8 protein-coding genes are annotated in these 6,665 nt (G+C 59.1%); all 8 read right to left on the minus strand.

Going from position 1 to position 6,665, the window contains the following annotated elements:
- Positions 1 to 43: 43 nt before the first annotated feature.
- Positions 44 to 583, minus strand: a complete 540-nt coding sequence (locus FEM54_RS20930) for a FixH family protein (protein WP_138452785.1) — start codon at positions 581 to 583, stop codon at positions 44 to 46.
- Between the two features lie 17 nt (positions 584 to 600).
- Positions 601 to 2,004, minus strand: coding sequence for a cytochrome c oxidase accessory protein CcoG (gene ccoG / locus FEM54_RS20935; protein ID WP_138452788.1), 1,404 nt, complete (start codon positions 2,002 to 2,004; stop codon positions 601 to 603).
- A 207-nt stretch (positions 2,005 to 2,211) separates the two neighbouring features.
- A complete protein-coding gene (locus FEM54_RS20940; protein WP_138452790.1) occupies positions 2,212 to 2,622 on the minus strand; it encodes a type II toxin-antitoxin system VapC family toxin in 411 nt (136 codons plus the stop codon).
- Complete coding sequence (locus FEM54_RS20945) at positions 2,622 to 2,876, minus strand: type II toxin-antitoxin system Phd/YefM family antitoxin (protein ID WP_017134811.1); 255 nt, start codon at positions 2,874 to 2,876, stop codon at positions 2,622 to 2,624. The genes FEM54_RS20940 and FEM54_RS20945 overlap by 1 nt, the downstream gene beginning before the upstream one ends.
- Positions 2,877 to 3,045: 169 nt before the next feature.
- Entirely contained in the window at positions 3,046 to 4,023 is a 978-nt protein-coding gene (ccoP, locus tag FEM54_RS20950) for a cytochrome-c oxidase, cbb3-type subunit III (protein ID WP_017134812.1), read from the minus strand.
- Complete coding sequence (locus FEM54_RS20955; RefSeq protein ID WP_005790274.1) at positions 4,020 to 4,205, minus strand: CcoQ/FixQ family Cbb3-type cytochrome c oxidase assembly chaperone; 186 nt, start codon at positions 4,203 to 4,205, stop codon at positions 4,020 to 4,022. Before FEM54_RS20955 ends, ccoP begins: the two co-directional genes overlap by 4 nt.
- 5 nt (positions 4,206 to 4,210) lie before the next feature.
- Positions 4,211 to 4,819, minus strand: a complete 609-nt coding sequence (gene ccoO / locus FEM54_RS20960; RefSeq protein ID WP_053257425.1) for a cytochrome-c oxidase, cbb3-type subunit II — start codon at positions 4,817 to 4,819, stop codon at positions 4,211 to 4,213.
- Positions 4,819 to 6,261, minus strand: coding sequence for a cytochrome-c oxidase, cbb3-type subunit I (gene ccoN, locus FEM54_RS20965; protein ID WP_099548822.1), 1,443 nt, complete (start codon positions 6,259 to 6,261; stop codon positions 4,819 to 4,821). Before ccoN ends, ccoO begins: the two co-directional genes overlap by 1 nt.
- Positions 6,262 to 6,665: the final 404 nt, after the last annotated feature.

Genomic DNA, 6,665 nt, shown 5'->3' on the forward strand with positions numbered 1-6,665 from the left:
CTGTGGGAGCGGGCTTGCCCGCGATGCGCGAAGCGCAAGGGTTTTACTTTTTCAGGTCTTCGGCACCCTGCAACGGTTCATCACCCAGCAGCAAGTCCTTGTCGTGGCTGACCTCTTCTTCTTCGAACAGGCGCCAGGTCCTGTCGCCCTCCACACCGAGCAATTCCACAAAGCGCCGGCCCTCTACCTTGTCGGTGACCTGGCCGATGTAGCGGCCGGGTTCGCTGTCGCTGCGGGTCAGGGTGATCTTGCGATCCTTCTGCGGCTGGGTCGGGGAAATCAGGTTCAGCTCAAGGGTATTGGGGTTGCTGTAACCGGTGAGTTGCAACTCCACTTCACCGGTGAGTTCGTCCAGGTGCAGCTTGCCGCGCAGTTGCAGGGTCTGGGCCAGCCGCTCACGGTCCAGGGAGCGGTTGATGCCTTTGCCGGCCTCGTAGTAGTTGTCGTTGACCAGGTTGTCCGGGTTCTTCACCGCAATGGTCACCATGGACAAGGTCAAGGTCACCGAGCAGGCCAGGATCCCAATGATGATCCAGGGCCAGAGGTGCTTGTACCAAGGGCTTGCGGCAGTAGCTGCGGGCATTGTTGTGCTCTCTGTTATTAGCGGACTTGTGGGCCGATGAATCGGCTCTTGGCTTCAATGTGGACGCTGTCGTCGTCGGCATCCTTGAGGATGAATTTCACCTCGTTGGTGCTCGATGGCAGTTGCTCAGGGGCGCTGGACAGCTCTACCGGCATCGTGAAGATCTCCCCGGCGGCGACCTTGATCTCGCGTCGGCCTTGCAGCTTGAGATCCGGCAGGCCCGAGGCATCGAGCACGTAAGTGTGGTCGCGCTGGTCCTTGTTCATGATTTTCAGGCTGTAGACGTTTTCGATGCGGCCTTCGGCGTTTTCGCGGTAGAGCACGCGGTCTTTGCTGACGTCGAAGCCCACCAGCGAGCGCATGAAAAATGCACCGGCCAACAGGCCGATCATCGCCAGCAGCACCAAGGCATAACCGATCAGGCGCGGGCGCAACTTATGGGTTTTCTGCCCGGACAGGTTGTGCTCGGTGGTGTAGCTGATCAGGCCGCGCGGGTAGTCCATTTTGTCCATGATGTTGTCGCAGGCGTCGATACACGCGGCGCAACCGATGCACTCGATTTGCAGGCCGTCACGGATGTCGATGCCGGTGGGGCACACCTGCACGCACATCGTGCAGTCAATGCAATCGCCCAACCCCTGGGCCTTGTAGTCGATGCCTTTTTTGCGCGGGCCACGCACTTCGCCACGGCGCGGGTCGTAGGAAACAATCAGGGTGTCTTTGTCGAACATCACGCTCTGGAAACGCGCATACGGGCACATGTAGATGCACACCTGCTCACGCAGCCAACCGGCGTTACCGTAGGTGGCCAGGGTGAAGAACCCGACCCAGAAATACGACCAGCCATCGGCCTGGCCGGTGAAGAAGTCGAACACCAGCTCGCGGATGGGCGAGAAGTAGCCGACGAAGGTCATGCCGGTGACAAAGCCAATCAGCAGCCACAGCGTGTGCTTGCTGAACTTGCGCAGGAATTTGTTCGCGCCCATGGGCGCCTTGTCGAGCTTGATGCGCTGGTTGCGGTCGCCTTCGGTGACCTTTTCGCACCACATGAAGATCCATGTCCATACGCTTTGCGGGCAGGTATAGCCGCACCACACACGCCCGGCATACACGGTGATAAAGAACAGGCCGAACGCCGCCACAATGAGAATGCCCGAAAGCAGGATGAAATCCTGCGGCCAGAACGTTGCGCCAAAAATAAAGAACTTACGCTCTGGCAGGTTCCACCACACAGCTTGATGACCGCCCCAGTTCAGCCACACGGTGCCGAAGTACAACAAGAACAGACCGGCGCCACCGACCATGCGCAGGTTGCGGAACAAACCGGTGAAGGCGCGGGTGTAAATCTTCTCACGCGAAGCGTAGAGGTCGACGGTTTTGGCAGGCGGAGTAACGTCATGTACCGGTATCTGGTTGCTCATCATTGCATCCCACGGCGGTGGAGATTTGCCTCGGCCAGTACGTGCCAACCGGGGTCAAATTGGGGGTGTTGCAGTGGCGTAATGATACGCCCCTGATGCTGCTTAACGGGTGCGACCTTTGGTCGCGTTGGGGAATATCAATCGATGGTATATGTGATCTGGATCAATTGACTTGGCAAGTATGGACGGTTTTTGCCGGTAAGCAGGTCATTCGTCCCATGGGTTAAGCAATGGAACCCCGCTGGACTTGAAGTCACTGACGTTGCGCGTCACCACGGTGAGCCCATGCACCAGAGCGGTTGCGGCAATCAATGCGTCACTCTCGTTGGCCTGGTCCGGCACATGCAGATGGGCACAACGCAGCGCAACGGCGGCATCAACCGGCAATATCCTGGCATCGAACGCTGGCATCACATGGCGTTTGAGCCATGTCCGTAACACTTTCCCCTGAACCGGGTCTCGGCGTTCCAGGCGCAGTACACCGGTTTCCAATTCCTTCAGCGTAATTGCCGAGATGAACATGCGCGGAGCGATAACACTTTTTGCCCAGGCTACTACTCTAGCGTCGGCCTGGGGTTTGCGAAGTTCGGAGATTACGTTGGTGTCGAGTAGATACATCAAGAGAGGTCCACAGGTCGGTGGGTGATCACGGCGCGTTCGGTTTCGAAGTCGATTTCGGCCGCTTCCGGCATCACCAACAGGTCAACGATGTCGACGTTCAAACCTGTCAGTTTCTGATAGTCCTCAATGCTTAGCAGTACATGGGCAGGCTTGCCGCGATCGGTGATAAAAACCGGGCCTTTACTGGCGGCTTTTTTGGCACCACTTGTGTCTTGATTGAATTCACGACTGGAAATGGTGGTGATGGTCATGGGGTACTCCCCTTCGGCAAATTTAATGTAGTAACGTTACTACTTTACGTCGGCGCGCAGCAAGTGCAAGGTTCCGAATGGTCATGCGCTGCAATCGTCCTAGCCCGGCAGAAAACCAGCCCGGCATAAAAAAGCCCCGCACTGCGGGGCTTTGTCGTTTGCCGAGAGCTTACTGCTCCTCAGCCTGCTTATCCCCATGGGACAGGCTGTAAACATACGCCGCCAGCAAGTGCACCTTGTCATTGCCTTGCAGTAATTCCTGCGCCGGCATCTGGCCCTGACGGCCATAACGAATGGTCTGCTGCAATTGCGCGAAGCTTGAGCCGTAGATGAATGCACCCGGGTGGGTCAGATCCGGCGCGCCCATTGCTGGCGTGCCTTTACCGGCCGGGCCGTGGCAGGCCACGCAGTTGGCGGCGAACAGTTTCGCGCCGTTGGCCACGTCGGCCTTGGCGCCTTCCGGCAGTTTGCGGCCATCGAGGTTAGTCACCACAAAGCCCGCCACGTCGGCCACGCCTTGTTCGCCAATGACATCGGCCCAGGCCGGCATCACCGCATGGCGGCCTTTCATGATGGTTTCCTTGATGGTGGCTGGTTCGCCGCCCCAGCGCCAGTCGGCGTCGGTCAGGTTAGGGAAGCCGTAGGCGCCCTTGGCGTCGGAGCCGTGGCACACCGAGCAGTTGGAGGCGAACAAGCGGCCACCCATCTTCAAGGCTTGCGGGTCTTTGGCGACGTCTTCAATCGGCATTGCAGCGAATTTGGCGAAGATCGGGCCGAACTTGGCGTCCGATTTGGCCATTTCCTTTTCCCATTCGTGCACGCCGGTCCAGCCGGTCTGGCCGTTGGCGAAAGGGGTTTGCTTGTCGTTGTCGAGGTAGTTGTAGCCTGGCAGCAGGCCTTTCCAGTTGCCAAGGCCGGGGTACAGCGCCAGGTAGCCGAGGGCGAAGATGATGGTGCCGACAAACAGCATGAACCACCATTTGGGCAGCGGGTTGTCGTACTCCTCGATGCCGTCGAACGAGTGGCCGACGGTCTCGTCCGTCTGCTCGGTGCGCTGGCCCTTGCGGGTCGACAGCAGCAGCCAGGTCAGGGCGAAAATGGTACCCAGACTGAGGACTGTGACGTACAGACTCCAGAACGTAGTCATTCTTTGTTACTCCTAGAAGCTTGCTCGACGTGCTTGATGGCCTCGGGATCATCTGCAAAGGGCAGCATGGTCGCGTCGTCAAACTCCGACTTGCGGCGCGGGCTGAACACCCACAGCGCCAGGCCGACAAAGGCCACCATCACCACAACGGTGCCCAGGCCACGAATCATCCCGATATCCATGAAGATCACCGTTTGCTTTTGATGATGGTGCCAAGGCCTTGCAGGTAGGCCACCAGTGCGTCCATTTCGGTCTTGCCCTTCACGGCAGCGGCTGCACCGGCGATGTCTTCATCGGTGTAGGGCACGCCCAGAGTGCGCAAGACTTCGAGCTTCTTGGCGGTGTCCTTGCCGTCGAGCTTGTTTTCCACCAAGAACGGGTACGCCGGCATTTTCGACTCAGGCACCACGTTGCGCGGGTTGTACAAGTGCGCACGCTGCCAGTCATCGGAGTAACGACCACCGACACGGGCCAGGTCCGGGCCGGTCCGTTTGGAGCCCCACAGGAACGGGTGGTCCCAGACGCTTTCCCCGGCAACCGAGTAGTGGCCGTAGCGTTCGGTTTCGGCACGGAACGGACGGATCATTTGCGAATGGCAACCCACACAGCCGTTGGCGATGAACACGTCACGGCCTTCAACTTCAAGCGCTGGGCGCGGCTTCATGCCTTCTACGGGTTTGTTGGTCACGTCCTGGAAAAACAGCGGAACGATCTGGGTCAGGCCGCCGATGCTCACGGCGATGACCATGAAGAAGGCCAGCAGGCCGATGTTCTTCTCGACTACTTCATGCTTCATCAGTGAGCTCCCACAACGGCGATCTTGGTGGCGGCTTCGGCTTCTACCGGGTCGGAAGCACGCACGGTGCGCCAGACGTTGTAGGCCATGAACAGCATGCCGCTGGCAAAGAACGCACCACCGATGGCGCGGACGATGTAGCCCGGGTGGCTGGCTTGCAACGCTTCGACGAAGGAGTAGGTGAGGGTGCCGTCATCGTTGATGGCACGCCACATCAGGCCCTGGGTGATGCCGTTGACCCACATGGAGGCGATGTAGAGCACGGTGCCGATGGTGGCCAGCCAGAAGTGGGTGTTGATCAGGCCAACGCTGTGCATCTGTGGGCGGCCGAACAGTTTGGGGATCATGTGGTACAGCGCGCCGATGGAGATCATCGCCACCCAACCGAGGGCGCCGGCATGTACGTGGCCGATGGTCCAGTCGGTGTAGTGGGACAGGGAGTTGACCGTCTTGATGGCCATCATCGGCCCTTCGAAGGTCGACATGCCGTAGAACGCCAGCGATACCACCAGAAAACGCAGGATCGGGTCGGTGCGCAGCTTATGCCAGGCGCCCGACAGGGTCATCATGCCGTTGATCATGCCGCCCCAGCTTGGCGCCAGCAGGATGATCGACATCGCCATGCCCAGCGACTGCGCCCAGTCCGGCAGCGCGGTGTAGTGCAGGTGGTGAGGACCGGCCCAGATGTACAGGGTGATCAGTGCCCAGAAGTGCACGATGGACAGGCGATACGAGTAGATCGGGCGTTCGGCCTGCTTGGGCACGAAGTAGTACATCATCCCCAGGAAACCGGTGGTGAGGAAGAACCCCACGGCGTTGTGGCCGTACCACCACTGAATCATCGCATCGGTCGCCCCGGCATAGGCCGAGTAGGACTTGAACCAGCTCACCGGCAGGGAAGCGTGGTTGACGATGTGCAGCATCGCCGTCACCAGGATGAAGGCACCGTAGAACCAGTTACCGACATAGATGTGCTTGGTCTTGCGCTTGACGATGGTGCCGAAGAACACCAGGGCGTAGGTCACCCAGACGATGGCGAGCAAAATCGCGATCGGCCATTCCAGCTCGGCGTATTCCTTGGTGGTGGTGTAGCCCAGCGGCAGGGTGATGATGGCGCCGAGGATTACGGCTTGCCAGCCCCAGAAGGTGAAGGCGGCGAGGCCATCGGAGATCAGTCGCGTCTGGCAGGTTCGCTGCACGACATAGTAGGAAGTGGCAAATAACGCACAACCACCGAAGGCGAAAATCACCAGGTTGGTGTGCAGCGGGCGCAGGCGGCCGAAGGTCGTCCAGGGCAAACCGAAATTCAATTCCGGCCACACCAGTTGCGAGGCGATAAACACCCCGAGCCCCATGCCAAGGATCCCCCAGACCACCGTCATGATGGCGAACTGGCGGACGACCTTATAGTTATAAGCAGTCGGACTGATTGCTGTGCTCATTCTAAGGTTCCACGGTTTAGGTTTTTTTATAGGTAAAATCGGCCGCAAGTATGTAGAAAGCGAGGGGCCATTGCAACGCAATGACTGACCTGTATCAATGCGTTCCGAGCCAGATTCTGCGCCCTTTCCATGTTTTACGTAGGGACAAAATCGGAAATGGAAAGCTGATCAAGTGGACAGGAATTTTCAGGGGCGCAACGAATACCGTCGCGTAGGCCAGGATTGGTCCACTGTGGGAACAAGCGTAGACCCGAAAGTGAGGAGGGGAAAGTTGGACTTGGGAAGGGTGCGACACTTGGCCGCGAGGTGAACCTGTGGCGAGGGAGCTTGCTCGCGCTGGAGTGCGTAGCGCTCCCAGGATTTTGGGGCCGCTTCGCAGCCCAGCGGGAGCAAGCTCCCTCGCC

This window comes from Pseudomonas edaphica, from assembly GCF_005863185.1.
GTDB classification, from domain to species: Bacteria; Pseudomonadota; Gammaproteobacteria; order Pseudomonadales; family Pseudomonadaceae; genus Aquipseudomonas; species Aquipseudomonas edaphica.